Annotated in this window: 22 protein-coding genes; 8 read left to right on the top strand and 14 right to left on the bottom strand. The window is 69.0% G+C overall.

Annotated elements, in window-relative coordinates:
• Positions 1-17 precede the first annotated feature (17 nt).
• The 3 genes from DB31_RS27645 to DB31_RS27635 form a co-directional block, all read right to left on the bottom strand.
• Positions 18-689, bottom strand: a complete 672-nt coding sequence (locus tag DB31_RS27645) for a DsbA family protein (protein ID WP_044192954.1) — start codon at positions 687-689, stop codon at positions 18-20.
• A gap of 123 nt (positions 690-812) precedes the next feature.
• Positions 813-1,349 (bottom strand): zf-HC2 domain-containing protein, encoded by a 537-nt coding sequence (locus DB31_RS27640; RefSeq protein WP_044192953.1) that lies wholly within the window; start codon positions 1,347-1,349, stop codon positions 813-815.
• Positions 1,346-1,963: an RNA polymerase sigma factor gene (locus tag DB31_RS27635; protein WP_044192952.1), complete on the bottom strand. Its 618-nt coding sequence runs from the start codon at positions 1,961-1,963 to the stop codon at positions 1,346-1,348. The genes DB31_RS27640 and DB31_RS27635 overlap by 4 nt, the downstream gene beginning before the upstream one ends.
• A gap of 229 nt (positions 1,964-2,192) precedes the next feature.
• On the opposite strand from DB31_RS27635, the gene DB31_RS27630 reads away from it, so the two are divergent.
• Positions 2,193-2,747 carry a hypothetical protein gene (locus DB31_RS27630; protein WP_157232207.1) on the top strand — a complete coding sequence of 185 codons (555 nt, stop codon included), beginning with the start codon at positions 2,193-2,195 and terminating at the stop codon, positions 2,745-2,747.
• Positions 2,748-2,756: 9 nt separating this feature from the next.
• Here DB31_RS27630 and DB31_RS27625 read toward each other — a convergent pair whose 3' ends face one another.
• Complete coding sequence (locus DB31_RS27625) at positions 2,757-4,055, bottom strand: hypothetical protein (RefSeq protein ID WP_052420292.1); 1,299 nt, start codon at positions 4,053-4,055, stop codon at positions 2,757-2,759.
• A 208-nt stretch (positions 4,056-4,263) separates the two neighbouring features.
• Between DB31_RS27625 and DB31_RS27620 the strand changes: the two genes are divergently transcribed.
• Entirely contained in the window at positions 4,264-5,070 is an 807-nt protein-coding gene (locus DB31_RS27620; protein WP_044192950.1) for a hypothetical protein, read from the top strand.
• Between the two features lie 3 nt (positions 5,071-5,073).
• Here DB31_RS27620 and DB31_RS27615 read toward each other — a convergent pair whose 3' ends face one another.
• From DB31_RS27615 to DB31_RS27600, 4 genes are all read right to left on the bottom strand, one after another.
• Positions 5,074-5,685, bottom strand: a complete 612-nt coding sequence (locus DB31_RS27615) for a CDP-alcohol phosphatidyltransferase family protein (protein ID WP_083968741.1) — start codon at positions 5,683-5,685, stop codon at positions 5,074-5,076.
• A gap of 126 nt (positions 5,686-5,811) precedes the next feature.
• A complete protein-coding gene (locus DB31_RS27610) occupies positions 5,812-6,426 on the bottom strand; it encodes a PRC-barrel domain-containing protein (protein ID WP_044192948.1) in 615 nt (204 codons plus the stop codon).
• Between the two features lie 101 nt (positions 6,427-6,527).
• Entirely contained in the window at positions 6,528-8,600 is a 2,073-nt protein-coding gene (locus DB31_RS27605) for a HEAT repeat domain-containing protein (protein ID WP_044193025.1), read from the bottom strand.
• 53 nt (positions 8,601-8,653) lie between these two features.
• Positions 8,654-9,295: a hypothetical protein gene (locus tag DB31_RS27600; protein WP_044192945.1), complete on the bottom strand. Its 642-nt coding sequence runs from the start codon at positions 9,293-9,295 to the stop codon at positions 8,654-8,656.
• 248 nt (positions 9,296-9,543) lie between these two features.
• On the opposite strand from DB31_RS27600, the gene cheB reads away from it, so the two are divergent.
• Positions 9,544-10,581: a chemotaxis-specific protein-glutamate methyltransferase CheB gene (cheB, locus tag DB31_RS27595; protein ID WP_276203652.1), complete on the top strand. Its 1,038-nt coding sequence runs from the start codon at positions 9,544-9,546 to the stop codon at positions 10,579-10,581.
• 9 nt (positions 10,582-10,590) lie between these two features.
• On the opposite strand, the gene DB31_RS27590 is transcribed toward cheB, so the two are convergent.
• The gene (locus DB31_RS27590) at positions 10,591-10,788 is read right to left on the bottom strand and encodes a hypothetical protein (protein WP_044192943.1); all 198 of its coding nucleotides are present in this window, start codon (positions 10,786-10,788) and stop codon (positions 10,591-10,593) included.
• 203 nt (positions 10,789-10,991) lie between these two features.
• On the opposite strand from DB31_RS27590, the gene DB31_RS27585 reads away from it, so the two are divergent.
• On the top strand, positions 10,992-11,270 hold the full coding sequence (locus DB31_RS27585) for a DUF2171 domain-containing protein (protein ID WP_240486916.1): 279 nt from the start codon (positions 10,992-10,994) through the stop codon (positions 11,268-11,270).
• Between the two features lie 19 nt (positions 11,271-11,289).
• Here DB31_RS27585 and DB31_RS27580 read toward each other — a convergent pair whose 3' ends face one another.
• On the bottom strand, positions 11,290-13,692 hold the full coding sequence (locus DB31_RS27580) for a hybrid sensor histidine kinase/response regulator (protein WP_044192939.1): 2,403 nt from the start codon (positions 13,690-13,692) through the stop codon (positions 11,290-11,292).
• 316 nt (positions 13,693-14,008) lie between these two features.
• Between DB31_RS27580 and DB31_RS45220 the strand changes: the two genes are divergently transcribed.
• Positions 14,009-15,643 (top strand): ATP-binding protein, encoded by a 1,635-nt coding sequence (locus DB31_RS45220; protein WP_157232206.1) that lies wholly within the window; start codon positions 14,009-14,011, stop codon positions 15,641-15,643.
• A 55-nt stretch (positions 15,644-15,698) separates the two neighbouring features.
• Here DB31_RS45220 and DB31_RS45215 read toward each other — a convergent pair whose 3' ends face one another.
• Positions 15,699-16,772 (bottom strand): TauD/TfdA family dioxygenase, encoded by a 1,074-nt coding sequence (locus tag DB31_RS45215; RefSeq protein WP_052420288.1) that lies wholly within the window; start codon positions 16,770-16,772, stop codon positions 15,699-15,701.
• A 517-nt stretch (positions 16,773-17,289) separates the two neighbouring features.
• Complete coding sequence (locus DB31_RS27565; protein WP_240486915.1) at positions 17,290-18,018, bottom strand: hypothetical protein; 729 nt, start codon at positions 18,016-18,018, stop codon at positions 17,290-17,292.
• Between the two features lie 103 nt (positions 18,019-18,121).
• Here DB31_RS27565 and DB31_RS49135 point away from each other — a divergent pair, with 103 nt between their 5' ends.
• On the top strand, positions 18,122-18,280 hold the full coding sequence (locus tag DB31_RS49135) for a hypothetical protein (protein WP_157232205.1): 159 nt from the start codon (positions 18,122-18,124) through the stop codon (positions 18,278-18,280).
• Positions 18,281-18,388: 108 nt separating this feature from the next.
• Positions 18,389-19,279, top strand: a complete 891-nt coding sequence (locus DB31_RS27560; RefSeq protein WP_052420287.1) for a lipase family protein — start codon at positions 18,389-18,391, stop codon at positions 19,277-19,279.
• A 31-nt stretch (positions 19,280-19,310) separates the two neighbouring features.
• Here the strand turns inward: DB31_RS27560 and fliB are convergent, their stop codons facing one another.
• On the bottom strand, positions 19,311-20,618 hold the full coding sequence (gene fliB / locus DB31_RS27555) for a flagellin lysine-N-methylase (RefSeq protein ID WP_044192938.1): 1,308 nt from the start codon (positions 20,616-20,618) through the stop codon (positions 19,311-19,313).
• Between the two features lie 215 nt (positions 20,619-20,833).
• Here fliB and DB31_RS27550 point away from each other — a divergent pair, with 215 nt between their 5' ends.
• Positions 20,834-21,388: a Uma2 family endonuclease gene (locus DB31_RS27550; protein ID WP_083968751.1), complete on the top strand. Its 555-nt coding sequence runs from the start codon at positions 20,834-20,836 to the stop codon at positions 21,386-21,388.
• 24 nt (positions 21,389-21,412) lie between these two features.
• Here DB31_RS27550 and DB31_RS27545 read toward each other — a convergent pair whose 3' ends face one another.
• Entirely contained in the window at positions 21,413-22,957 is a 1,545-nt protein-coding gene (locus tag DB31_RS27545) for a vanadium-dependent haloperoxidase (protein WP_044192936.1), read from the bottom strand.
• Positions 22,958-22,970: the final 13 nt, after the last annotated feature.

Below are 22,970 nucleotides of genomic sequence, written 5' to 3'. Positions count from 1 at the left end.
CGAGCCGTCCCTGTGCTTCAGCGCCGCAGCTCCGCGTCGATGGCCTGCGTGAAGACCTGCAGCGGCTGCGCGCCGGTGATGGGCTGCCCGTTCACGAAGAACGTCGGCGTACCCCGGACGCCGCGGCGCTGCGCCTCCGCCACCTCCGTATCCACGTAGTTGCTCCAGGTGCTCGAGTCGAGCGAGCGCTTGAAGCGCTCCATGTCCAGGTTCAGCTTGGCGGCCAGCGCCTCCAGCGAGGCCCGGTCTAGCGCGCGCTGGTTGGCGAAGAGCGCGTCGTGGAACTCCCAGAAGCGGCCCTGCTCATGCGCCGCCATGGAGGCCGCCGCCGCCAGCCGCGCCTGCCCGTGCATCGGCAGCGGCTGGTGACGGAAGACGAGCCGCACCTGGTCTCCGTACTTCGCTCTCAGCTCCTTCGCCGTGGTGGCGCCGCGCGCGCAGAACGGGCACTGGAAGTCCGACCACACCTCCACCGTCACCTTCGCGTCCGCGGGCCCCAGGGAGGGCGCCTCCGCGCGCGGCGTGGCGGCCAGCGGCTGGGGCCGGGTGTCTCCGCCGTGCGACTCCGGACAATCCTTCTGGCTGCACCCGTCGTCGTGCCGCGACGGAGACGGCGAGCTGGCAACGGCAATCGCGGACACACCCAGCAGCACGGCGACAGCCGCGCCGGCGGACAGGAACACCTTCATGATGGACCTCATGTGGAGTGGAAGGACGCAGCTCCAGGACGGAGCGGGCGGCGCGGCGCTTTTCGTCTCTTTCGCCGCACACCCCAGAGTGTCACCAGCCGCGCGCGAGTTTCAGCGCAGGTTTTAGTCCGCGGGCCACGCGGGCGTCGCGATGAGGCACGCGCTGAAGCGATTCTCGAGGGCCGCCACCGCCTCGCCGCTCGGATCCACGCAGGCCTGCACCAGCCCCGAGGCCAGCACGTCCTGGCTCCACAGCACCTCGGGCGCGTTCACCGGCCGCGCCTGCACCACGCCGAACACGATGAACCCCACGGCCGCGGCGGCTCCCAGCGCCATGACGCCCCGGAAGGACCAGTTGCTCCGGCGCGGCGTGGCCCGCTCCGCGCGGCGCGGCGCGGGCATTCGGGTGGACTCGGGCTGGGCCGGGGCCTGCTTCGCCGCTGCCAGCCGGGCCTCCAGCGCCTCGAAGCTCAGCGAAGGGCGCGCGGGCATGCGGCGGGCACGCTGGGTCATCCACCCGCGCTCCAGCTTCAGCCACGCCAGCGCGTGGGTGCATGCGGCGCAGCCCTCGGTGTGGGCTCGCACGCGCTCCGCGTCCGCGGGGGCCAGCTCCCCGGCCAGCAGCGCGTCCAGCTCCTGTTCGCGGCAGGCGAGACTCATGGACGACCTCCAACATGCGGGGCCAGCCGCTCGCGGAGCTGAAGCCGCGCGCGGTGGATCTCATTCTTCACCTTGGGCAGAGACCAGCCCATCACCTGAGCGATCTCCTCGTAGGGCAGGCCGTGGTCGATGCGCAGCAGCAGCGCCGAGCGCCGCTCCTCGCGCAGGTGCCCGAGCGCCTCCGTCAGCAGGGCCTCCGTCTCCCGGTCCAACAGCAAGTCCTCGGGCGTGGGCGTGGGCAGCACCGCCTCCACCAGCCCCTCGCTGTCCTCGCCATCCACGTCCAGGTGTACGCCCCGCACCCGGCGCGTCTCCAGGTACACCCGGCGCGCGATGCCCAGCAGCCACGAGGCCAGCCGGTCCTCGTCCCGCAGCGTCGCGAGCCGCCCGTGGGCCCGAACAAAGGTTTCCTGAGTGGCCTCATCCGCGGCGGCTTCGTCCCGGAAGGCGTCCTTCAGGAAGCGCCAGACGGCCGGAGAGTGCCGCTCGAAGAGGAGCCGGAAGGCGACGGGATCCCCCGTGCGGGCGCGCCGCAGCAGGGTGCGCTCCCCGTCCTGGGCCTCCGGGGCATCGTCTTGGGCGGCGAACATTCGCAAGGCAAGCAGGGGAGCCACGGACCCTCTGTGACACGAGCGGGCCCGGGGTTTCAGCGCTCCCTTCCTTTCTGTCACGGCAGGGTGCTCCGCCAGAGTGCCCCAAGTCTGCCCCGGGAGAAAACCTACCTGCTCTTACCTCTGGAGAGCAGGGGGGCAGGAGAGGGTGAGGTGTCACGCCTGGGGCTGCCACCCTGCCCCGAGCCCACCTTTTGTTGGCTTGTTGGCGAAGGGAAGCGAGGAGCGACACATGCGAAGAAGAGTCTGGGTGGTACTCGGCCTCGTGGGGCTGGCGCCTGTGGGGGCCCTTGCACAGCAGAGCCCAAAGCAGGCGGGCAGGGCTCCGGCTGTGAGCGCGCCGGCCGATGCGTCTCAGGACGACACCGAGCAGGCCATCATCGTCGAGATGCCCGCGCAGGGGCAGAGGCGCGCGCGTGACATGGCCCCCCCGGTTTCGGGAAAGGCCCAGGTGAGCCGTCCAAGCCGCAGCGCCGGCCCGGGCACCGGAGGCAGTGGGATGGGCCCGGGCTCCGTGGTTCGGCAGAGCGCTCCGAACACGGAGGTCTTCCAGGGAACGCTGAGGGCCTTGGAGGGGGACCGGATGCGGATGGTGGACGCGAATGGCTACGTCTACGAGTTCGGCGTGGGGCAGCAGACGCGAATCATGGGCCCGGAGGGCGAGTCCGTGTCGCCGCAGTCGCTGCGCGAGGGAATGCCGGTGCGGATCGTGACCCAGCCGGGGGGCACCGAGAACGAGGTGGTCACCCTCCAGGCCTTCAATCCGGTCTCGGCCTCCTCCCAGTGAGCCTGCGGCTCAGTCCGCTCCGGTGAGCGAACCATCGGGGCGGACGAGCGGCTTCGGCTCCACCCAGAGGGCCTTGGGGCTGCGGTAGCCGAACTCGAAGGACTGGAGAATGGCCGGCCAGCGCTCCGAGAAGAGGGCCCAGTTGTACTCGGTGGCCTTCGAGGTGATCAGCCGTCCGTCCCGGTCGCGCTGGGTGCTCGCGTAGTCGGTGAACTTCCACTCGATGGTGCCCATCTCCAGGCAGACCACCGGCGTCAGGGCCTGTATCAGCTCGAGACGGGAGACTTCGTCCGGGCGACGCACCGGCGGCGAGAAAGCCGGCCGCACCGCGTGGAACTGCTCGCGGTAGGCCAGGTAGTTGTTTGCCACGCCGATGAGCCCGTCCCGTACCGCGGCGCTTGGCGCCTGCCGGGACTGCTCGTAGAGCGCGAAGGCCGCGACCACCAGGCTTGCCGAATCCACGCCCGGCAGCAGGCGCTCGAAGTCCGAGGGGCGTGGCACCTGCTGCGCGTGCTGGAGCGCGAAGGTGTAGGCCTCCTGGGCCTCGTTGGGCCGCGAGGTGGGCAGGGAGAACTCGGCGAGCACGCGCGCGGCGGGCGCTGCCCCCACCTGCTGCCGCCACGTGAGGTACGCGTCCGCCGAGCCTCCGATGTCCGTGAAGATGAGGACATTGCCCTCGTTGAGGGTGCGCCTCAGCGTGACGACCACGGATTCGGCCTTGGAGAGCGGATCCGCGCCGGGCGCTCCCAGGTAGAGCTTCGCGAAGCGCTCCGCGGTGGTCGCCAGGGTCCGCGGATCAATGAGGGCCTCGAGGTTCAATGCACCCTGGAGCGAGGCCAGCGCCGCGGCCACGTCGCGCGGGAGCCCATACCAGCTCAGGGCGTGCGAGAGGGCCGCCACACTGATGCGGTGGGCCAGGGGGTGGCGCGCCCGGTCCAGCGCGCGCTCCATGGAGGAGGCGGGCTCGCCCTGGGCCGCGTCGATGATGCGGTCAGCGACCTCCGCGCCGAGGATGCCCTTGCCGGCCTCCTGGGAGGCGTGCGGGGCGAAGGCGAACCAGCAGGGCATCATGCTGCTGGTGCCTCCGGGCTGGAAGCTCGGGTCGACGATCGCCTGGAGCGCATGGGCGATGCGCAGGTAGCCCTGGGTGATGAGCCGGTTCTGCTCCAGCGGTGAGGCCTGGCTCGGAAGCGGTGCGAAGAGCCCAGGCGCGGGCGCGCGGAGCGTGTTGGCCGCGGTGGGGGCCTCCTCTTGCTGGCCGTGCGGAGTGGACTGAGGAGAGGGGCTGGGTGGCTGTCGGGTCTCCACGCGGGCGCTCGCAGTTCGGTGGGCGGAATGCCGAGGAGGAGAGCGTACGTCGAGCTTGTGACGCGGTGGAGCGCCCTCCCCAGGATGACCCCGGAGCTGGAGGTGAGCAGATGGGCGAGCGGCGGATGGAGCCCGCGCTCCTTTCGCACCGCCGTTGCTCCCCAACGTTCAACCGCCAACCTTGTAAAGGGATGGGGAGGCGCCGCTCATGCGCAACGTGACGTTGGCTGTGTTGGGGTTCGTGGGGCTGTCGCTGCTCTTGTGTGGTTCCGGCGAGGCGCTGGCGCAGACCGACACGACGGATACGACGGACTCGCGGGTCCAAGGGACAGCCCCCGGCGATGTACGCGTGGGCGGCACAGGAACGCAGACGGCGGCCGGTGGGGTGACGACGGCCAGTGGAGCGGACGCCAGCTCGGCGGCGCTGCGGCAGACCGTTCTTCAGCTTCAGAGCGAGGTGGCGCAGCTGCGGCAGGATCTCGCACGGGTGCGCTCGGAGCTGGCCTCCGTGGCTGCGAGCTCCCGGAGCGCGGCTTCGGGTACCGGTACCGCGGCCGCGACTCTCGATGCGGGGACTTCGGGTGCTGTGGGCGGCTCGGGGCAAGCAGGCGTGGCGCCCTCGGCAGGGGGCTCGGGCTCTTCCACGGTTCAGGACACCTCGGGCGGTGGCACCTCGGCACAGAGCGCCGTGTCAGGAGAGCCCTTGCGCGCGGGCACGGCTCAAGAGACCGGCGCCCGGGGAGCGCAGGCACCCGATACGGCCAACTCGGGCGCGGCTGTGGTGGATGCCATCTACACGGGCACAGTGCGCTCGGTGTCGGCCCGGCAGCTCGTGCTGGTGGATGAGGCTGGGCAGCCCTTCACGGTGGAGCTGGGCAATCAGACCCGGGTGCTCCGCAACGGCCAGCGCATCTCGGCACAGGAGCTCAAGAAGGGGACGCGCGTGCGCGCCACGGTGGACATGCTCTCGGGGCGTAACCAGGCCACCGTGGTCACCACTCTCACGACGAAGTGAGGCTCAGGGGCGCACCCGCGCCCGCCACATGGCGTTCGTGTAGTCCACGACGGCCGCCACGGCGAGCACCCCCGCCACGGCCACCAGCGGCTTCACGAACACCGGCAGCACCAGGGCCGCGAGCAGCGTCAGCGTCTGCACCGCCGTGGTGGCCTTGCCGAGCATCCGCGCCTTCACCTCCACGGGGCGGAAGGTGGGCACCACGCGCGTGACGACGAAGCCCACTGCCGTGGTCACATCGCGCAGCAAGAGCAGGCACACCTGCACCGGCGTGAGCAGCCCATTGAGCAGGAGCGCCAGGATGGCCGTGACGGCGAAGCCCCGGTCGGCCACCGGATCAATGATCGCCCCGAGCCGCGTGGTCAGCCGCGCATGGCGGGCAATCCATCCATCGAGCACATCCGTCAGCCCCGACAGCACGATGAGCCCCGCCCGCAGCCACAGGTCCGAGGTCAACAGGAAGACGGCCGCGAACGCCAGCCGGGACAGCGACAGCGTGTGCAGGAGCGCGAGCTTCACCCGCCTGTACGCCAGCGGAGCGCGGATCGAGGGCTGGGCGGGCTCGAGGGTGGACCGGCCAGAGACGTCGGGGCTGAAGAGTGGCTCGCGGCGCATGGTGGCTCGTGGGCTGTGCCTTCAAGATAAGGAGGAGCCGCGCCATGACACGATGTGACACGTCTCCCTCCTCACTGAGCATCCGGGGCGCCGGACGGCCGGCTGTCCGCCTCCTTTGGGCCCGGCCTAGTAGCGTGTCGGAGCCTTGGGGTCCGGGCCGCTCGTGCGGGGTGCTTCCTTCTCCAGCTCCTCGTCCACGCTCAGCGGATCCCACCCCGGGCCCGCGGCGCGGCGCTCCGTTAGGGGCGGTTCGTGCGGAATCGGGTGATAGGCCTCCTCGGAGGGCGTGGCGGCCGGGCGGATCTCCTCGTCCGGGAGGCCCTGCGCCACATCCGTCACCGGCGTGGAGCCGCCCGTGGGCTGCAGGTAGTAGCGCCCATGGTCCTGGAACTTGGCGCTGTCCATCCGTGCCTCGGTCAGGTCCGTGGGCCCCAGTCCGAGCCCTTCTCCCGGAGGAGGCGCGGCGATGCCAGCCACCCCCACCGTGCCCTTCGCGGTGCCCTCGTGCTTCTCCGCTTCATGGTCCGCGCGCCGAAGCTCCGCATGGTCCCTCAGCAAGATGATCTCATCTCCCTGCACCTTGGAGATGTCCGAGAGGGGCACCTCGAAGTCCCTGATGAAGAAGAACTGACCCTTCTGGATGACGATGCCGGCCACCGTCACTTCCACGACGCGGCCTATCTGCACACCGTCCCGGCTCATGACGGTCATGCCTTGGCGAATGTTCGTGCGCTGATACATGGCTCGCTCCTTTCGTCGCTCGTCGCACCCGGAAAAATGGGGACGGCGAGCGTGACGGGCAGAGCGCGGGCGGCGACGCGGGCGGCGCCATGGACGCCTGCTCAGTGGGCCTGCAGCGCCTCAAGCCGTTGCCGAGCACCCTGGTTCTGCGGCGAGAAGCGCACGGCGTCTTCCAGCCGGTCCTTCGCCTGGGCCGCGTTGCCCTGCGCGACGTACAGGTCCGCCAGCATCACCAGCAGGTCCGCGTAGTACGGCTGCAGATCCAGCGCCCGCTCGAACTCCTTCACCGCCACTGGGAAGTCCTTCCGGCGCAGCGCCAGGTGCCCCAGCATCGCGTGAGGCGCGACCAGTCCCGAGCTCTCCGGCTGGCGGGCCAGTGCCTCGAGTGCTGGCGGGCCCCGAGGGTCTCCCAGCTGCGCCAGCGTGAGGGCCGCCGCCTGACGGACCCAGAGCGAGGAGTCGTTCAGCAGCGCGGCGATCTCCCCGGCCGCCTCACGGCCCTTCGCCACCCCGAGCGCCTCGATGATCTGGGAGCGCAGCAGCGAGTCCTTGGCCTTGGGAAGCGCGGCGCGCAGCGGGCCCACGGCCTCCACACGGAAGCGGCGGGCCAGGAACTGGGCCGCGGCCCCGCGAAGCTCCGAGGCCTCCTCCGGATCCGCGAGCACGGCCTCCAGGAATGGGCGGCTCTGCGCGGCGGTCTTGTCCGCGAAGGCGTCCGCCAGCCGCAGCCGCCGCTGCTGGCGCTGCTTGGCCTCGGGCCACCAGCGCTCGATGGCCTGCGCCATGACCTCGGGCTTCTGCTTCTCGTGGGTGTGGCACGCGTTGCACGCGTTGGGGATGCCGTGCTTCACGGTGTTCTCGGGCACCGGCACGTCCATCGCGTGGTCCGGGAATTTGTCCAGCACGCCCGAGACCACCGTCGGCATGTGGCATGCTTGGCAGTCCTGGGCCGCGGCCGCTGTGTGGTGCGTGTGGCTCTTGCCCTGGGCGAGGACGTCCGCGTGGCACGCCTGGCACGTCGCCGTGCCCGCGGCCACCTTCGCCTTCGCGTCCTTCGGCTTCTGAATCTCGTTGGGCGCGTGCGAGTCATGTGGCGCGGTGTGGCAGGACAGGCACGTGGCGCCGCCCTTCATGTAGCAGCGAGACTGGGTGAGGGCCTGGTACTCGAAGCTGGAGGTGCTCGGGCGGCCGTCCTCGAAGTAGTCGCCGGACACGTCGTTGCCCACGAGCAGCACCATGGGCTGGTAGAAGTCCTCGTAGCGCTGGCCCGCGCGGAAGTGGTGCACCGCGTCCAGCATGGGGAACAGCGTCCGGCGCGGCCCGTGGCACTGTCCGCACACCGCCAGCCCCAGCTCGGGCGGCAGGTGCTTGGGCTGGATGATGTCCTTGGGCTCCTGCGTCTCCGCGTGGCGCGCGCCCGGCCCGTGGCAGCTCTCGCACGCCACGCCCGCGTCCGCGAAGGTGGTGCTCCACTTGTGGGCGCTGCGGTCGTAGTGCACGTCCAGGCCCGTGGTGTGGCAGTCCAGGCACGCGTGCTGCGCGCTGCGCGCGAAGTTGGCCCAGAAGAACGGGTGGTTCGGCGTCAGCTTGCCCTGCCGCTTCTCCGAGTAGTCCACCCACTCGCTCTTGCCGGTGACGTGGAAGTAGACCGGGAGCACCTGCCAGCGGCCGTCCTCCGTCAGCGTCACGGGATCCTGCATGCGCTTGCCTCCAACGACCCACTGCACGGGGTACTCGCCCAGCTCGCCTGAGGGCCCCTGGGTGCGCATGAAGTAGTGGTCCTCGCGCTTCGACATCCACGCCTCGCTGGACTCGCCCTTGAAGTGCGTGCCGCGGAAGCTGCCCACCACGAACTTCGGCGTGGCCTGTGAGAGCGCTCGCGAGTGCCAGTCCTGGCGCCACGCGGCGTGCTGATCTTCATGGCACTCGCCGCAGCGCTCCGAGCCCGCGAACGCCGTAGCAGACGGCAGGGCGGTGCTCTCGGGCTGGGTGGGAGCCGGCTTCGCGTCCGTCGCGGGAGGGCTGACCGCAGTGGGAGCGGGCGCTGGCGCGGCCGCGGGGGGAGGAGCCAGCTTGGCAGCCTGGGGCTCCGGCTGGCGCGAGCAGCCCGTGCTCAGCACCACCGCGAGCGTGGCGAGGACCGAGAGAGAGAGGGTGGGGCGGGAGGGGAGCATGAGGCCGTGCCGGAATGGTCCCCCGGACAGGCGGGACAGCACAAGCGGACCCCTCAGGCGCCTTGGGACATGAAGAGGAAGTGCTCGGGCTGGCGCTGGCAGCGGAACACGTAGCCTCGCCCGTTGTCTCCGAAGTCCAGCCCGAACGGCATCGCCGACAGCTGTGCCACGAAGCGCGCGGGCTCGCCGCAGCACGGGACCAGGGCCTCGCCGTTCAACCACACCGCCACCCCGCCCACCTTGCTCTCCGGCGCCTCCTCCGAGGCGCGATCCAGCGCCTGGAGCTGCTCGCTCGTGGCCTCGTTCACGTCCACCGAGAGCGCCGCCGTGTCCTCCGTCGCGGGTGCGAAGCCCAGGGTCCACGGGTGGTACGCAACCCCCTTCGGTCGCTCGCCCTCTACCTTCGGCTCGCCCGCGCGCACCGGCACCACCGCGTTGGCGCCCTCGTCCGGCATCGAGCGGTAGCAGACCGTGTCCGGGTTCTCGCACTGGAACACGTACACCGCCGCGAACGGCGACAGCTCCACCTTGCCCGGCACCTGCGGCAGCTGGAACAGGAAGCGCATCGGCGTGCCGCACGAGCGGCAGGCGGGCCAACGCAGCGGACCCACGGGCTCGGGCTCGCCGCCCACCTTCGCGAGCGGCACGCCTTGGCCCCCGGGGACCAACGCCCAGAGTGGAGCAGGAGAGATCATCCGCCGCCACTCTAGAGGAAGCCGCACCGGACGCGGTGAGTCATCTCAACCCCAGGGCCTCGGGGCTCTCGCCGCTGAGGATGGGAGCTTCACCCTCCAGTCCCCACACGGGCTTCCCTGAAAAGCTCGGGATGAGGCGGCACTGGCGGGAGGGGGGTGTCCTGGCGTACACCTACCTCTGTCTCCAGCAGGGCTTTCGGGAAGCCGTGGCACCGCCGAGCGGGCCGGTACAAGCAAGGAGGTCATGGGTGTCCGCGCTCCGCGTCCTCATCGTGGAAGACTCGGTGATGGTTCGACGGCGCCTGGCTGACGCCTTCGCCGAGGATCCCTCCTTTACTGTGGTCGGCGAGGCGGGAGATGGCGCGCGCGCCCTGGAGCTGTGCCAGAAGCTGCGCCCCGATGTCGTGACGATGGACCTCATGCTGCCGGGGATGAACGGCGTGGAGGTGACCCGCCGCATCATGACCCATTGCCCCACGCCCATCGTCGTCTTCTCCGGAATGGAGAACCGGACCATGGGGCTCTACCTGCTGGATGCGCTGACGGCGGGCGCGGTGGATGCGGTGGAGAAGCCCACCCGCTTCGTGTCCTCGGAGTGGGCCGGGGAGCTGCTGTCCCGGGTGAAGCAGGCCGCGCGGTCGCCCTCGGCGCAGGTGCCCGAGCACCTGAAGCCCGAGCCGGTGTGGCCCATGTTCCCGCCGCGATTGGTCGTCGTGGGTGCCTCCACTGGAGGCCCCGCGGCCGTGCGGACCATCCTTCAGCAGATCTCCCCGGACTTCCCGCTGCCCATCCTGCTGGTGATGCACCTGTCCGAGAAGTTCGAGGCGTCCATGGTGGACTGGCTGGGCAAGAACTCCGCCATTCCCGTGCGCCACGCGGTGGATGGTGAAATCCTGCCCACGGCGGGCCGTCCCCAGCTGGTGATGGCGCGAGCCAACAAGCACCTCGTGTTGCGCGACAGCCGGCTGTGGCTGACGTCCGATGCGGAGCGGCACTCGAGCCGTCCCTCGGTGGACGTGCTCTTCGAGTCCGTGGCGAAGGAGGTGGGCTCGCGCGCCATCGCCTGCCTGCTCACGGGCATGGGGCGGGACGGTGCCGAGGGCCTTCATGCCCTGCGCCGCGCCGGAGCGATGACGCTGGCGCAGGACGAGTCCAGCTCCGTGGTGTTCGGCATGCCGCTGGAGGCCATCCGCCTGGGCGCGGCCCGGCACGTGCTCCCGCTGCACGACATCCCCGCGTGGCTGGACACGTTCTCGCGCCGCCGCCCGGTGGGCGAGAACGCGTAGCGCGCGGGCTCAGGCGAAGACGGAATCGCCTTCCACGGACACCTCCAGCCGCCGGTTGAGCTGATCCATCCGGTCGTAGCGTTCCTTGAGCATGTCCCGGTAGGCGCGCTGATCCGCGTGGGCAATCTCTGCCAGCAACTCGCGCAGCGCGCTCTCCAGCGCCTGCTTCAAGTCCCGGGCCTCGGCTGTCGACAGTTCCAAGAGCATGGTGGGCCTCCTCGGCTCAACGTAGCCATCCCCTGCGGCGCAGAGAGGAGCCGTGCAGCCGGGGGCTGGCCGTAGTGTCAGGCGAGGCCCTGAGCGCACGGCTCGGAGCCCGGGTTCCCGGGCGGGCCCATGGCGGCGGCCAGTATTACCTCCACCTTCAGAGGAGGTCGCGAATGGTACGGCCGGGTGAAATTCGAGAGAGGATGACGGTACGGACCGCGGACGGCGAGAAGGTGGGCCACGTCGCCGCCGTGGGGGATGTCCACTTCGAGCTCGAGCCGGGCGTGATTCCCATCCCCCGGCGCGACTACCTGGTGGAGTACCAGGACGTGGCCGCCGTGCGCGGGCAGGACGTCTTCCTGGAGCCGGGCGTGCACGCCGTGCTGGAGGTGGACGATGACGGAGGCGCTCTGCCGCCGCGCGCCCACAACTCCGTGGACCGGGAGCCGGTGAACGCCCCGGACGCCCTGCCGGCGGATTGAGTCCCCGCGCGGCGAGCGTTCAGGCGAAGAGGCGCTGCACGAAGCGGCGCAGGCGCTCGGGCTCGAAGGGCTTCTCCAGCAGCTCGCCCGAGTAGGAGGAGATGAGCTCGCGCGAGGGCATGGAGAGCGCCCCGCTGGTCATGAAGCCCGTGCGCCGTGCCAGCCCGGGCTCGCGCTGCTCCAGCTCGCGCAGCAGATCCACCCCGCTCATGCCGGGCAGCACCACGTCGCACAGGATGGCGTCATAGCGCTCGCCGCGTGAGAGCAGGTTCAGCGCCACGCGCACGTCCTGCACGGAGTGCACCTCGTGCGCCTCCTGCAGCAGCCGCCGCACCGAGGTGCCCACGGCCGGCTCGGCGTCGATGAGCAGCAGCCGGCGCCGCAGGCCCTTGGAGTCCACCGGCAGGGCCTGGGCGTTGGCCGCGGTGTTCTCGCGGGCCTGGGCCGCCGGGAGGATGACGCGGAACACGCTGCCCTGCCCCTGCATGCTTTCCACTTCAATCTTCCCGCCCATGGACTGGACGATGGACTGGCAGATGGAGAGGCCCAGGCCAGAGCCCTCGCCGGCCGGCTTGGTGGTGAAGAACGGATCGAACAGGTGCTGCCGCACCTCCGGGCTCATGCCTGGTCCGTTGTCCCCCACCTCGATGATGACCGTGTCCGCCGAGCTGCTGCGCGTGGAGACGATGACGCGGTTGCGCTCCGGATCATTCTGCGGGAAGGCCTGGAGCGCATTCACGAGCAGGTTCACCAGCACCTGCCCCAGCCGCCCCTGGTTGCCGAGCACCGCGGGCACCGTCTCCAGCGAGCGCTCCACCTGGGCGCGGTACTGCAGCTCCTTGCGCACCAGCCGCAGCGCGCCCTCGATGGCCTGGTGCACATCCACCGGCCCGGAGTGCGTCTCGTCCGAGCGCGCGAATGTCTTCACGTCCTGGACGATGGTTCGCACCCGGTTGATGCCCTCCTGCGTCTCGTCCAGCACCTCGCGCAGCTCGGGCAGGGCCTCCGGAAGGATCTGCGGCTGCGCCAGCTCCTTCTTCAAGAAGGAGAGATTGGAGATGACGAAGGCCAGCGGGTTGTTGATCTCATGCACCACGCCGGCCGCCAGCGTGCCAATGGAGGACAGCCGGTCCGCCAGCCGCAACTGCGTCTCCAGGCGGCGCCGATCCGTGTTGTCGCGGAAGACCGAGATGAGGAAGGCGCCTCCGCCGGGCTCGTGGAAGACGGCCTTCTTCGTGAGCATCGTCCGGCGCTGCCCATCCTGGGTGTGGTCGAAGACGCGCTCGCTCTCGAAGGACTCTCCGGTGCTGAAGAGGCGCTCGTCCTCCTGGAAGAAGGACTCCGACACGCGCGCGGGCAGGAAGTCCCGGGCGGTGCAGCCCAGCAGCTCCGTCTCGCTGCGTCCCATGAAGTCACAGAAGGCGCGGTTGACGACCACCCAGCGGTGCGCCCGGTCCATCACGCAGAGTGGATCTGGCACCGCGTTGAGTGTGTTGCGCAGGAAGTCACGCGTGCGCTCCACCTCCTCGTGGGCGCGGATGCGCTCCAGCTCCGTGCCCGCGCGCGCCGCGAACGCCGCCAGCAGTGAGTGCTCGAGTCCCTCCGCCTCCAGCGGCTGGTGGTGCAGCACGGCGAGAATCCCAATGGCGTTGCCGTTTCCGTCCTTCAGCGGTGCGCCCAGGTACCCGCGCATGGACAGCTTCGCGAGCATCTCGTCCTCGGGAAACTGCTCCGCTACGCCGTCGCGGACGTGGCACACGGAGGTGCGGATGGCCTCGTCACACGGCGTGCCGCGCAGCGAGTAGACGACGCCCCGCTGCAAGCTCCCGTTGAGCCAGAAGGCCAGCGTGCGGATCGAATCCCGCTCCGGCAGCAGCTCCCCCACCAGGACGCACGAGGCGCCGTAGATGCGCGACAGGTGCTCCACGAGGTTGCTGAAGAAGTGATAGCCGAGATCCGACTTGGTGCTCTCCAACAAGGCCTGGAGCGCGTCGCGCAGCGAGAGCCGCTCGGACGGCGGCTCCTCCCCGGTGGGCGGTGGGCCCCGCAGCCCCAGGGCGATCAGCCGCCTCGACAGCACCTTCATCCGGGCAATCCAGTCCCCGCCCGGCGGTGCCACGCACTCGTCCGCGCCCGCTTGGATCAACGCGGAGTGTTCTTCGAGAGGACGCTCCGTCAACACCACCAGGTGGGTGCGCGAGATGTTGCGGCGGGCGTGCAGCTCTCCGCACAGATACTCTAGATCCGCCAGCGGGCGGCCTGCGTCTCCCAGCACCACCAGCCCTTCAGGCAAGTGCCGGGGAACTTCGGGCAGGCCGCCGGCGTACATCCGGGTGCACCCCTCCAGCAGGCCCTGAGCTTGGAGCCCACGCTCGAGCTGATCCCCGACACTGGGGGGGATACCCACTAGGGTGACATACATGGAGCGCCTCACGAGGTGCTACAGCCAGCGAGTTTACTTAGCGCAGCGGGCGATCGCTGGCCGCATGAGTGTGTATTCTCTTGAAGGAAGGGAAGAGAAGAATTCCCCGACGCTCGCCGATCAGCGAGGTCTTGTCGATGCTGGTCGCCCTGGAGGGCATGTAGCTGAGCCTCCCGGTGGACGAAGGCTTGCTCAGCGTGACAGGCGGAAGCTTCGACTCCTGGACAGAGTGCAAAAGGGCCCAAGGGGAGTGAGGGCGTTGGGATGTGTTTTAGATCGTTTATGATGTGTCCTCTTCATCTTGAGGTGACTTGTCTTGGGCCAACGGCCTACCTCCACCGACACCCCGACTTCTCAGCCCGCGGTGGATCACCCCGAGCGAACGCCGAGCACGCCCTTCATGGAAGGAGCGCCGCCCGAGCAACAGCTGGAGTTCTCCAACCGGTTGCTGCGGGCGCTCACGCAGGCGCAGACGGAGTTCATCCGAGGCTCGGATGCCCCGGGCCTGTTCAACCGCCTGCTCGGGGTGCTGCTGGAGCTGACGAGCAGCGAGTACGGCTTCATCGGCGAGGTGCACTACGATCCGAAGGGGCTGCCCTTCCTGCGCACCTACGCGATTACCAACATCGCGTGGACGGATGAGCTGCGCGAGCAGTTCGAGCGGCTGACGCCGCAGGGCATCGAGTTCCGCAACCTGCGCACGCTGTTCGGCGCGGTGCTCACCACGCGCAAGTTCGTGATGTCCAACGATCCCCCCACGGATCAGCGCTCGGGCGGAACGCCTCAGGGCCACCCGCCGCTGAAGGCGTTCCTGGGGCTGCCGTTCAACTCGGGCGGCGAGATGGTGGGCATGGTGGGCATCGCCAACCGGCCCGGGGGCTACAGCCAGCAGGTGATCGACTTCCTGGAGCCCTTCCTGGCCACGTGTTGCAGCGTGATTCTCAGCTGGCGCAGCGAGCAGCAGCGCCGCCGCGCCGAGGAGATGCTGCGCCACCGCGAGGAGGAGCTGCGCAAGCACCGAGACCACCTGGAGGAGCTGGTCCAGACGCGCACGGAGAAGCTGCTGCGCACCACGCAGGAGCTGGAGAAGCAGCAGAAGTTCGCCTCCATGGGACAGCTGGCGGCGGGCATTGCTCACGAGATCAACAATCCGCTGGGCTATGTCATGAGCAACCTGTCCACGCTCACCGAGTACGTCTCGGCCTTCTCGCGGATGCTGCAGCGCTACCGGGAGTTCGAGTCGTACGTGGCCCCGCAGCTCCAGGGCCACGCGGCCGAGGAGCTGGCGCGCCTGCGCACCTTCTGGGAGCGCGAGGAGCTCACCATCACCCTGGCCGAGGTGAAGGAAGTCCTGAACGAGTCGCTCGAGGGCACCCAGCGCGTGAAGGACATCATCCAGGAGCTGAAGAAGATCGCCCGGGATGACGACGTAGGCCCGCCCAAGCTCGTGGACGTGAACAAGGAGCTGGCGGACACGCTGAAGATGATGCGGTGGAACGATCTGCAGAGCCGCTGCGAAGTGAGGACCGAGTACGGCCAGGTCCCCGCCATCCTCGGCTACCCCACGCAGATCAGCCAGGTGTTCACCAACCTGCTGAACAACGCGGCTCAGGCGATTGAGCGGCGCGGGGAGATTCGCATCTCCACCCAGCGCGAGGATGACATGGTGGTGGTGCGCATCTCCGACACGGGACACGGCATGTCGCCGGAGGTGCAGGCCAAGCTCTTCACCCCGTTCTTCACCACCAAGGCACCCGGGAAGGGCACGGGGCTGGGCCTGTCCATCAGCTACAACATCGTCGCCCGGCACCGGGGCCGCATCGAGGTGCAGAGCCAGCCGGGCCAGGGCACCACCTTCGTGCTGCGCCTTCCCATGGCCATCTCCCCGCTGACGGGGACGCAGCCGGCGGTGAAGGGGCCCGCGCTCAGCGCCGGGGGCGCCACGAGCTGAGTGGCGCGGCGGGCCGGGTGCAGCGGCCCGCCCCCGGGAGCAGACAGCCGCGCTGCTACATGCCCATGCCGAAGCCCATGACGGCCGGCACGTCCAGGACGCGGCGGCGGCTCGGCATGCGCTTCTCGCGCGAGGAGTCGATCTGGTTGCCGGCCACGTACGTCAGCAGGCACCACCGATCATTGCCGTCGTAGCTGGCCTTGAAGGGCGAGCGCTTGTGGATGCTGCGGCGGTTGTCGAAGATGGCCACGTCGCCGGCCTCCAGCTTCACGTGCTGCGCCACGGACTCCATGGCCAGGTTCAGCGCACGCATCGTGTCCGAAGCCTCGGGGTCCAGCGGGCGGTGCACGTCCTGGTCGTACGCCAGGAAGGGGTCTTCCTCGGAGCCGTACACGAGCGGCACCTTCACCATGCGGTTGCCGCGCTGGTTCACGTCGTCGTAGTCGTACTCCACGCCGTCCGACAGGAAGCGCGGCTCGCGCAGCACCTGGCGCTGGCGCGGGGTGAGCTGCGCCATGATGTCCGACAGCGCGGCGAACGAGGTGACGGCCTCACGCGCCGGGTCCGGCCGCAGGCAGTGCAGCACCACGAAGGCCGGGGGCAGCGGGTGGAACGAGGCGTCCGTGTGGAACCACAGCTCCGTGGCGGAGCTCTCGCCGGACTGCGCGTTGGCGTGCAGCTTCACCGGGGAGTTGTTCTGGAAGATTTCACCCTCGTTCTGCTGGATGTAGCCGAACGGCTCGCCCAGGCCGCGGGTGAAGGCGCCCGACAGCCACTCGCCCATCATCGCCCCCTCCACGCGCGGACGGCGCGAGTCCAGCGGGGTGGGCGGCAGCGCCGGATCCGTCGGCATCAGCGGGAACACCTTGAACGGGTAGCGGGCGAGGCCGTTCTTCAGCTCCAGCACCGCGCGGCGGATGGGCTCCGGGAAGGCCTGGAACATCAGCTCGGCCTCCAGCAGGAAGCGCTCCGTCTGCGACGGCGAGATGTGGGGCCGCGTGGCCAGCAGCTGCTGCAGCTGCGGGCGGAACATGCGCGTGTCCACGTACACGTCCGGGTTGTTGCGCGCGGGCGTGAAGGACTGGGTCGCGGAGAACGGAGCGAACGAGTGAGCAATGGCAGTCGTCATGGCGAGATACCTCGAAAGTCTTTGAACAACCCCAGCGCTCCCAGAGCAACGGTCTTGATACAAGCGCGCTTGGCGCAATTTTCCGGGGTCGCTGTTATTGGCGATGGAACTTGAGTTAACCGAAGGGCCACGGCGGGATGTTTCCGGGGCGGCCTATGAACTCTGGGGCAGGACAGCGGGCAAGTGACTGAGAGCGCTGTCAGCTGCTGGGATGAGGCGTTCCGGCGGTTCGTTTCTCGAGCATGAGTCCCCCTGGGCCGCGATTGCGGTGGATGCCTTCACATCTCGGCTCCAGATAAAGCCTATCTCGATTCTTAGGAACAGAAGAAGCGGGGGGTGCACGATTTTCTTCATTCCCGGGTCTACAAAGGTAGGCGGAGGAGGCATGAGCTGAGACTGATACATGGCTCATGTCTCATGGTCCTACCTGAACGTGCGTCAACCTCGGGCAGTGAATGTCCCGATTTGCGCGGCTCAGGCCATGAATGAAGTCACGCTCGGAGTGCGAGTGAGGGGCTCACGCCAGCGTGTCGCCGACTTTGCGGAGCTGATCAGCGTTCTCCTTCATGGCCACCGCCACCTGCGCGATGATCGTGAAGAAGCGTCCGCTGCGCTCGACGATGTCGGGGGACTGCTCGTTGCGGTTCTTGAGGAGCTCGGCGCCGTCGAAGAGCGTCTCGAGCATGACCTTGAGGATGGAGACGAAGTCGTAGCTGCGCAGCGCCTCGACGTGGTCCACCGAGCGGCCGCCCACGAGCGTGTCGCCGCCCACGCGCTGCGAGCCCTTCAGCTGCCAGGTGGCCACGGTCTCCACGGTGACGAGCCGGCCGTCGGTGAGCAGGAAGAGCTCGCGGCGCAGCTCGCCCCCGCTCTCGTTGGGCGAGCTGATGCGCGGCTCCAGGCGGCGCGAGGTGCCAGCCAGGCGGACGGCGGGCTCACCGAGCCAGTCGACGGAGCGCTCACGCACGGTGACGCCGAACTGCTGCTCGAGCACCTCGGGCGAGGGCTCGTTCTCGGAAGACTTGGTGCGGATGGGCTGAGCGATGGCGCGGGCCTCGGGCAGCAGCAGGTCCGTCAGCTCCTGGAAGATGCCGGCCTTGGCCTCGTGCTCCTCCTGTCCGTAATCCAGGACAGACAGGAAGAACTCCCGCGCCAGCTGCGGGGTGAACTGGTCCTGGTCTCCCGGGCCGGGCAGGGAGGCGACGGGCTGTGCAGGCTGCTCGGGTCGCTTCAGGTCTTCACTCATGGTCCGCACGTTAGCAGCAGTGGCGTCGACGGCCACAGGTAGTGGCTGGCTCCCGGCGGTGTCCGCTTCCGCGCCCGGCTGAGTGAAGGAGAATTGACGAGCGGTGAACGAATGGGAGGTGTTGCTGCCCGGGCTCCTCCACTTCCACCGGGCGCTCATCACCGGAGTCCATCGCGCCTGCCGGGGAAAATCCCCCGACCGCGATGACTTCGACCGGCGCTTGGATGCCGAGCGGATCCGCACGAATTCCAAGGGCTTGTGAGCAACCCCCAAGCTGAATGCTGATTCAGGTCACAATTTCCGCAACTCGGAGAGGGCTCCATCCGACAATGTAGGCATCCAACCGACTTCACCCCACGAGGTTGTTGCCATGGCCACGCGCATCGCTTCCCAGAACAGCACTCCTTCCACGGCGCGGACGAGCCGTGCGGACGAGGTGAGCGTGTCGAAGCAGTCGCGGTTCTCGAACGACTTCCAGAAGTGGCTGCACGAGAACGGCTACGGCAAGTACGACTTCGCCAAGGGCAACGTGCCGGCGTTCGGCGGCAAGTCCAGCTCGGGCGAGAAGGTGACGAAGGAGCCGGTCATCTTCATCCACGGCAACTCGGACAGCGCGGCGGGGTGGAAGAACTCCATCGAGACGTTCGCCAAGGATGGCTACAAGCCCTCGGAGATGTACGCGATGACGTGGGGGCCGATGGATCCGATGAAGTCGGGCCAGCAGTACCACTCGGAGAAGAACCTCGAGGAGGTGCGCGCGTTCATCGAGGCGGTGAAGAAGTACACGGGCGCGGAGAAGGTGGACGTGATTGGCCACTCCATGGGCGTGACGCTGGCGCGCAAGGCCATCCAGGGCGGTGACGGGTTCGACTCGCAGACGCACCAGAAGTACGACCTGGGCAAGCCGCTGACGGACAGCGTGGACACCTTCGTGGGCATTGCCGGTGCCAACCACGGCCTGGCCTCGGCGCTGTTCACCGGGGACCTGGTGCCCACCACCAACAAGACGGACGGGCTGCACCCGTCGTCGAAGTTCCTCTCGGACATCAACGCGGTGAACCACGACGAGGGTTCGCACGTGTACAGCATCTGGTCGCACGCGGACGAGCTGGTGGGCGTGGGCATCGCGGGCGCCACCTCGCCCATCCCCGGCCAGGACGGGCAGAAGGTGTACGGCACCTTCCCGTTCGGCCACATGGGGGTGAAGAACTACACGGCCGAGACGCAGCTGGCGATGATCCGCGACCACCAAGTCCGCTGAGCGGAGCGGAGCCCCGTGGCTTCGGGCTGGCTCAGGCCACGGGCCGGCCCAAGTCACAGAGCCGGGCGAACATGATGGAGCCGCCCAGCGTCTCCTCACCGCCGCTGCCGGCCAGCTCGTTGGCGAGTGCCAGGAAGTCCGAGGCCTGCTCCACCTGCTTGGCCATGAGCTGGAAGCACTCCACCGCGATGGCATCCAGCGTGGGCTGAGCCTTCTCCAGCGGCGGCGGTGTGCCGGAGCAGAGGGCCACGACTTCAGGGTGGCTCATCAGCACCCAGCGCAGCACCGCCACCCGGAGGATGTAGCGGAACGCGCCCACCAGCGTGCCCGGCATGCGCGTGACGACGGCGCGCGTCCAGTGGTTCAGCGCATGGTGGGTGAAGTACTGGTCCAGCCGGGACCCGTAGGCTTGGTCCATTTTCGCGCACCGCTGCACGTAGGCGAGCCACAGCGCCCGGGGATCCTCGGACTCACCGTTCGCAGCGCCTTCGTAGGCGGCCAACACCTTGCGCACGAAGGTTTCGTACCGTGCGCTGCGCGTGTGCTCGGTGCGTGCCTTCAGCACCGAGGTGAAGAGGCTGGCGTTGGGCACGTCCGGCTCGGGCATGGCCTGGAAGTCGCGGTGCAGCGGCTCCAGTACCTCTGGCGTCTCGAAGTGGCGGAGCTTCTCCTCCAGCTGCTTGCGGGCCTGGGCACGTGCCTCGCCCTGGAGATCCTCCAGCGCCTTGAAGTCGGCCTCGATGTGAGCGCCCAGGTGCGCGAGGAGCACCAGCCGCGAGGCGAACGGGTATTCGCGCCGCCGGAACAGCTGGAGCACGGCGGTGCGGAGCACCTCGGCGTCCGCAGCGAGCTCCGCGTCGAAGCGGCGGCCCGTCTCCGCGCGCGCCTGCTGCTCGGGAGGAGCGGGTACCAGCTCCAGCGCATCCTCCGAGAGCAAGGCCAGGCGGGCGATCTCCGGGCAGGCGAGCGAGGCGGCGACCTCCAGCCGCTCGCCCCAGTAGGTGAAGGCACGCGGGAAGGTGAAGCACGGATCCGCCAGCACGGTCTCTCCGTGGCGGCGCTGGAGCGAGCACAGCCGATCCGGATCCAGGAAGGAGCAGTCGCCATTCTCCTGCAGGGAGATGAGGGCGTGCTCCTTGGGGTTGATAGGGAAGGGGTTGAGCTGCACGAGCTGCTCGACGCGCGCCGCGTCCGGGGTACCCGCCACCGTCTGTTGCAAGTGGCGCAGGCGGGCCTCGCTCATGGGGACTCGCCAGCCAGCACAGCAGGTGTCTTCGCAGCGCTCCGCGATGCAGCGGAAGCGCGTCATGTAGCGCGGGGACAGAGGGGCCTGGGACATGGTGTGGGGCATCTTCCCTCGGTTGGGAGGGCAAATACACCCTGACAGGGGGCATGGCTGGCGAACCCCTGGCTGGCCGGGAGCTTGCTGAACGGAGTTCGCCAGGGACAACCTGGTAGGGTAGGCTCGCGGAGGAGAACCTGTCACGTCAGACGGGGTTGCTATCCCTCTCGCTCATGGAAACAGGGATGGGCGTCGAGGAACATGGGGAAGTCATGGGAAGGAAACCCGCCACCTACGCGGATCTGGAAGCACTGCCCGAGAACGTGGTGGGGGAACTCATCGCAGGGGAGCTGTATGTCAGCCCGAGACCCGCGGTGCCTCACGCGGTAGCGGGCACTCGCCTGGGGGGCGAACTGTCCGTGCGGTTCGACCGGGGAAGTGGTGGGCCTGGTGGGTGGATCATCCTCTTTGAGCCGGAGTTGCACTTCGGAGAGGACGTCCTGGTGCCTGACTGTGCAGGCTGGCGCCGAGAGCGGATGTCCAAACCTCCCCGTACGGCGGCCATCACCCTGGCTCCGGATTGGGTGTGCGAAGTGCTCTCTCCCTCCACCTCAGCCCTGGATCGGGCAGCCAAACTGCCTGTCTATGCGCGTGAAGGGGTCCGGTACGTCTGGTTCGTGGATCCGGTGGCGCGGATACTGGAGGTGCTCCGGCTCGAAGGCGCTCGCTACACGTTGCTCGTCACGCATACGGGGAAGGCGCTGGTGCGTGCGGAGCCCTTCGAAGCGATCGAGCTGGACTTGGCCTTCCTCTGGGGAGAGGAATAGTCCGTCAGCCATGGTCGGCTGGACTCAAGGAGCAGGCGCTGCCACGTCCGCCCCTGCCGCCGTGCCGTTGAAGTAGGCGCGGATCTTCGGCCAGGTGAACTGCGCCACCTTGCGCCCCAACGCCAGGCCTTCCCGGTTGTCCGACTGGATGTGGTAGCCGCCCATGATGCGCGAGATGCCCGCCATCTCCGCCGTGGCCGTGAAGGTCGGCAGCTTGAGGGACACCTCACACTGGGGAGTGGGCGAGGCAGGCTTCGCGCCGTGTTGCTGGATGAGCTCGCACGGGAAATCCGCCTCGGTGAGCACGCCCGCCCGGCGCTTCTCCGTGATGCCGAACCTGTCGCTGCCGGTGAAGAGCTCCAGCATCTTGGCGCACGCGGCGCTCACGGCGCTATGGCCCGACACGTAGCCGGGGAAGGGCGGGGTGATGAAGGTGGAGGGCGAGTACGGGTACCAGTTCTCGGCCTTCACGGAGGCCACGCCCTTTCCAGGGCCCAGCCAGCCCGCCAGCTCCTGGCCCGTGTAGTAGTAGCGGACCAGCGTCCACGGGCGGGACGTGTCGTAGAACCGCTTGGACTCCCACGCCGCGATGAAGGCATCCATCGCCACGTTGGCCACCGCGAAGAACAGCTTCACGTCCTGGTCGAGCCCATGGCGGTCCCGGCGTGACACCTCCTGCGCGAACCGCAGCCAGTGCCCTGACTGGCCCGTGGAGCGCGGGCCGTCTCGCATGAACTCGACGATGGCTTTCTGCTCGGGGGTGAGGTGGGCGTTGAAGGCGATCACCTCGTCTACCTCCGCACGCAGCTCCGGCGAGCCCACCTTCGGAGGAGGCGGCGGGCGGAACTGCTCGCTCCGCTCGAGCGCGAAGGGCTTCACGCGGTACCAGTGGGGCGTGAGGAAGCCGGGCGTCACATGGCCGCCCTTGCCGTCCTCGAACACGATGGGCTGCCAGCGGTCGGGGTGGAAGAGCCGGTCCGGCGGATTGACGGGCAGGTAGTAGGTGTAGTCCGAGTAGGGGACGCCCGGGCTCCCGCGCTCGTCGCCGAGCTGGTTGGCACCGTCCGAGTGCCGGTAGGCGATGACGGCCGCCGCCGCGGTGTTGCCCACACCCTGCGGAGTGGAGAGGTCGGTCGAGGTGTCATCCGGATCAAACCCCAGCTTGCGCATCTGCTCGGCGCACCACGCCTTGTCCTCGGGGTATACGTCCACCAAGGCGCGGTAGGTGGCGTAGGCGATGGCCTTCTCCTGGTTGGAGCGGGTCCGCTCGGAGGGAGGGCGGCGCAGCTGGCTGCCCAGCCGCGTCCCGAGGGCCTGAGCGTCATAGGCGGCCCACGCGTCGTACATGGCCGTCAGCGCGATGGCCAGGGTCCGCGAGAGGATGGTGGGCCGCGCCCCGTGGCGGTCCACCTCGCGAGCCGTGGCTTCGAGAGAGATGTCCAGCCACTGGTACGCAGCGGAGGGCGTGTACTTCGCAGCCTGGGGCTGTGAGGCACTGCGGGCGGGCGGGGGTGCGCTTGCGAGCAGCAGCGGCACGGCGCAAGCGAGCAACAGGTGGGGGCGGGTCATGGGAGTGCTCTCA

This window comes from Hyalangium minutum (genome assembly GCF_000737315.1).
Taxonomy (GTDB): domain Bacteria; phylum Myxococcota; class Myxococcia; order Myxococcales; family Myxococcaceae; genus Hyalangium; species Hyalangium minutum.
This window is presented reverse-complemented; position numbering and strand designations above follow the sequence as displayed.

Excerpts from the sequence above, each read along its gene's own strand:
- DB31_RS27645 (WP_044192954.1), bottom strand. The coding sequence starts at position 689 with ATGAAGGTGTTCCTGTCCGCCGGCGCGGCTGTCGCCGTGCTGCTGGGT.
- DB31_RS27640 (WP_044192953.1), bottom strand. The coding sequence starts at position 1,349 with ATGAGTCTCGCCTGCCGCGAACAGGAGCTGGACGCGCTGCTGGCCGGG.
- DB31_RS27630 (WP_157232207.1), top strand. The coding sequence starts at position 2,193 with ATGCGAAGAAGAGTCTGGGTGGTACTCGGCCTCGTGGGGCTGGCGCCT.
- DB31_RS27620 (WP_044192950.1), top strand. The coding sequence starts at position 4,264 with ATGCGCAACGTGACGTTGGCTGTGTTGGGGTTCGTGGGGCTGTCGCTG.
- DB31_RS27615 (WP_083968741.1), bottom strand. The coding sequence starts at position 5,685 with ATGCGCCGCGAGCCACTCTTCAGCCCCGACGTCTCTGGCCGGTCCACC.
- DB31_RS27610 (WP_044192948.1), bottom strand. The coding sequence starts at position 6,426 with ATGTATCAGCGCACGAACATTCGCCAAGGCATGACCGTCATGAGCCGG.
- DB31_RS27605 (WP_044193025.1), bottom strand. The coding sequence starts at position 8,600 with ATGCTCCCCTCCCGCCCCACCCTCTCTCTCTCGGTCCTCGCCACGCTC.
- DB31_RS27600 (WP_044192945.1), bottom strand. The coding sequence starts at position 9,295 with ATGATCTCTCCTGCTCCACTCTGGGCGTTGGTCCCCGGGGGCCAAGGC.
- DB31_RS27590 (WP_044192943.1), bottom strand. The coding sequence starts at position 10,788 with ATGCTCTTGGAACTGTCGACAGCCGAGGCCCGGGACTTGAAGCAGGCG.
- DB31_RS27585 (WP_240486916.1), top strand. The coding sequence starts at position 10,992 with ATGACGGTACGGACCGCGGACGGCGAGAAGGTGGGCCACGTCGCCGCC.
- DB31_RS27580 (WP_044192939.1), bottom strand. The coding sequence starts at position 13,692 with ATGTATGTCACCCTAGTGGGTATCCCCCCCAGTGTCGGGGATCAGCTC.
- DB31_RS45215 (WP_052420288.1), bottom strand. The coding sequence starts at position 16,772 with ATGACGACTGCCATTGCTCACTCGTTCGCTCCGTTCTCCGCGACCCAG.
- DB31_RS27565 (WP_240486915.1), bottom strand. The coding sequence starts at position 18,018 with ATGAGTGAAGACCTGAAGCGACCCGAGCAGCCTGCACAGCCCGTCGCC.
- DB31_RS27560 (WP_052420287.1), top strand. The coding sequence starts at position 18,389 with ATGGCCACGCGCATCGCTTCCCAGAACAGCACTCCTTCCACGGCGCGG.
- fliB (WP_044192938.1), bottom strand. The coding sequence starts at position 20,618 with ATGTCCCAGGCCCCTCTGTCCCCGCGCTACATGACGCGCTTCCGCTGC.
- DB31_RS27550 (WP_083968751.1), top strand. The coding sequence starts at position 20,834 with ATGGGAAGGAAACCCGCCACCTACGCGGATCTGGAAGCACTGCCCGAG.
- DB31_RS27545 (WP_044192936.1), bottom strand. The coding sequence starts at position 22,957 with ATGACCCGCCCCCACCTGTTGCTCGCTTGCGCCGTGCCGCTGCTGCTC.